Source organism: Porphyromonas sp. oral taxon 278 str. W7784 (assembly GCF_000467855.2).
In the GTDB taxonomy this organism is placed as follows: domain Bacteria; phylum Bacteroidota; class Bacteroidia; order Bacteroidales; family Porphyromonadaceae; genus Porphyromonas.
Genome location: NZ_KI259237.1, coordinates 8,919 through 12,208, shown reverse-complemented (window position 1 = coordinate 12,208; position 3,290 = coordinate 8,919). Strand labels below are relative to the sequence as shown.

The 3,290-nt window shown below is 57.4% G+C and carries 2 protein-coding genes; both read left to right on the top strand.

What is annotated here, in order from left to right; all coding sequences use genetic code 11:
- Positions 1 to 319 precede the first annotated feature (319 nt).
- A complete protein-coding gene (locus HMPREF1556_RS05020) occupies positions 320 to 607 on the top strand; it encodes a DUF4248 domain-containing protein (protein ID WP_021667238.1) in 288 nt (95 codons plus the stop codon).
- Positions 608 to 880: 273 nt separating this feature from the next.
- Positions 881 to 3,133, top strand: a complete 2,253-nt coding sequence (locus HMPREF1556_RS05015) for a TonB-dependent siderophore receptor (protein ID WP_021667236.1) — start codon at positions 881 to 883, stop codon at positions 3,131 to 3,133.
- Positions 3,134 to 3,290 lie beyond the last annotated feature (157 nt).

The following is a 3,290-nucleotide window of genomic DNA, read 5'->3' as shown; positions in this document are numbered from 1 at the left end:
TGGGTCGCATCGACGACCTACAGTAGGTTTCTTTGACCCCCTCCGAAGTCCCCGTGCTACAGGGCTTGTGGAGGCCTCTTCTTTGCCTTCGAAATTCTCCGTCCCGAAGGGGGCAGAGGGGCGAGATCGCTAAAATATTTATTAAGCGAACGCCTTGATCTGAGGGGAGAATTGTCGTTCCTTTGTAGAGAAGTTCATCCCCCTGAAGACGCTCCATGAGAGCTCTATGAGAGCTCATGATCTCCCTCGCTATTGAGATCGTGCCGACGTGCCTAGGAGGGAAGGGCTTCGCCCCTGTATATTCATTTATTATCAACACATGCGCACAATGAAAACACCTACCCAAGCCTCGTGCGAGGTACCCCCGCTTGAGTTCAGAGCCTATGCTGTGAAGGAGCTAGCTACCCTCTACTTCCCCCACTGCGAACCAGGCTACGCCGGACGCTGTCTGCGCCGACTCATCCGCCGAGATCCCGAGCTCCTTCGTCAGCTACAGGAGCGAGGCTATCGCACACGTGCCCACTACCTCCCGCCGGTAGCCGTCCAGGTGCTCCTGGAGCATCTCGGTACACCGCAGGACTTCTATGAGATCCTGAGGAAGAGCTAAGGAAGCGCTCGCTCTTCACCCCAAGGGGATGGGGAGGACAGGAAGCTGTACCCTCGGGTACGGGTGACGTGTCCTCCCCATCCCTTTCTTTTATCTGGACTGAGGAGGGGCAGATCTTGACGGGGAGCACCTCCGCCTTCGTGCATCAAGGTGGCTGGAGAAGCGGTCTTGCAGATCCTGATTTTTTTTTACCAGAAAGTCGTACATTCGTAGGTAGAAAAAGCAAAGCACCAAGCAACTCACCTCTTATCTACCTCATCTAAGTATCCAGGTATGAAGACTAGCACGATTCACCTCCGCTCTCGTACGCTGCTCCTAGGGCTTGCCCTCGTCCTCGGGAGCTGGTTCACTAGTTCGGCCCAAGAAGGAAGAAGGCTCGAACTAAAGATCCTCTCACCCTCGGGACAGGAGATAGACTCCGCTTCGCTCCGGCTCTCCTTCTGCGAGCGTAAGAGCATCGAGGGACACACCGACAAGTCCGGTCGCTACAGCTGTCCGATCCCCGCAGACTGCTCCTCCCTGAGGCTCTGGGTCTGGGGTAGTGCCTACGCTGTAGTCGATACGACACTCTCCGTAGCTACGATCCACCAGCACACCATCCGCCTAGATAGTCACACCCTCGAAGGGGTGAAGATCGTCGCTACCCGCCCTTCTGTACAAATGAATGCCGAGGGGACGACCTACCAGATCACGACGGAGGGGCTACTCTCTTCAGCTAAGGCTCCCCTTGTGCTACAGCGTATCCCCGACCTCATCTACGAGGGGGGAATCTACACGATCCCTGGCTCGCGAGGTCAGGTGACTATCTATGTCGATGAGGTACCTGTCAACGAGCGCTTCCTCAGCCAACTCGACGCTCAAGATATCGATCGGGTAGAGGTGCGTCCCAGCGACGTCGCTAGTAGCTCGGGTGGCGGAGCTATCTATATCTATAGGAAGAAGCATCTAGGTACGCTCAAGGGAGAGCTCGGTATGAGTGCGGGGCTGATCAATGAGGAATATATCGTCAGCCCCTCGTTGTCCTACCTCAGTAAGACCTTTGATCTGGTGACCTCAGGCTCGGTGATTACGAACAAGCAGTATCCGCATACCCGTACGCTCCGCAATGGGGTAGAGGTCCTCGATATACAGAGCAATACTCGGCTGACGCAGTACAATGCTGAGGCGCTACTCAACGCCGTCCTCTCTGAGCGCTTCAAGGCCTCCCTCTCCTACCTTCTCTTTGGCTACGAAGAGCGTCTCAGGCAGTCGATCACTAAGCCCCTCGGCATGAAGAGGCAGGAGTATCTCATCGGGTGCAATCTAATGCAAACGGCCAATCTGATCCTCTCCTATCAGCTCGCTCCCGAGCAAAGTCTCTTAGTGCGGGCTCAGGGGCTCCTGTCCAATGAGGCACAGACCCGTGAGGGTGTCTCGGGCGACTACTCTGCTCGTATGAGCTACTTCGTCGGGGACGTCGCTTACGACCACGATGAGCTTCCCTTCCTCGGGACGACGCATGCGCTTCGCTTCGGTGCACGCCTCCTCCACCAGCGGAGCGTCGTAGAGGGAAGTGCCAAGCCTCACCAGATGACGCAGGGACAGCTCTATCTCAAGGACAACTTCTACCTAGCTAAGGGGCTAAGCCTCTACTTCCTGCTTCGCAATGAATGGGGACGCTACGGGCTGGAGGCGAACCGGCGTAGCTACTTCAGCTTCATCCCCTATGTGGCGCTGGCTTACTCCAAGAGTGGCTACTCGGCACGCTTGAGCTTCGACCGAGATCTCTCCCGCCCCGAGGGTAGTCTCCTCTCCCCTGCGGAGTACTTCGTCAGTGAGCTGGAACGCCAGCGAGGCAATCCCAACCTCAAGCCTCAGACGAGCCTCAGCTGGTCGCTCTCCCTCGGGAAGAGATTGGGGAAGAGCCACCTCACTCTCACCGCTTCGCATGAGGTACTTCAGGACCTCATCTCCGGGATCTCGACGACGACGCCCAACCTCTCGACCTTCGAGAACGCTGGCGAAGGTCGCCTCTCTTCGCTCACGAGCACCTTCCGCACCTCTACCTTCGACTACAAGCTCAATCTACAGGTCTATGCCGGGCTGAAGTACTCGGACTACCAGCTCAAGAGTGCCTATCAGGCTTCGGCGCTCAATGCCACACAGCGAGGCTGGGGACTGCGGTGCGGGGGCAGTGTAAGCCTCCTGCTCGACGGGAACTGGTTCTTCAATGCGTCGGTGAACTACAATAGCCCGACCTACACCTTCACCTCTCGCACCATCGCCGAGCCCCTCACCTATCTCTCCGCCGAGAAGAGCCTGCTCGACGGACGGCTCACCTTCTCCCTCTCGGCTATGGCGCCCTGGGGGCTCGGGGAATATAGGCGTACGGAGTCTACCTTCCGGGGGATCGAGCAGATCCGGCAGTCGAGTCTATCGCTCTCCAACGTGAGCCTCGGTGTCACCTTCCGCTTCGGTAAGGGCGAAGCTAAGGAAGCCCCCTCAGAGGCTATCGATGCCTCAGGGCTGAAGCGTAGCGATCGATGAGCCTTCCTTCGTTGTAGTAAGCGCATAGGGGAGGTGGAGCAAAGATGCGTGCTCCACCTCCCCTCTTTTTTGTGTCGTCGGAGGGCTCCGCTAGGCCTGATTTCTAGGGCGTTTGCGAGCCTCCCAAAAACGACCCACGGTAGGTCGCCGAAAAAAC

Coding starts and splice junctions, on each gene's coding strand:
- HMPREF1556_RS05020 (WP_021667238.1), top strand. CDS start 320: ATGCGCACAATGAAAACACCTACCCAAGCCTCGTGCGAGGTACCCCCG.
- HMPREF1556_RS05015 (WP_021667236.1), top strand. CDS start 881: ATGAAGACTAGCACGATTCACCTCCGCTCTCGTACGCTGCTCCTAGGG.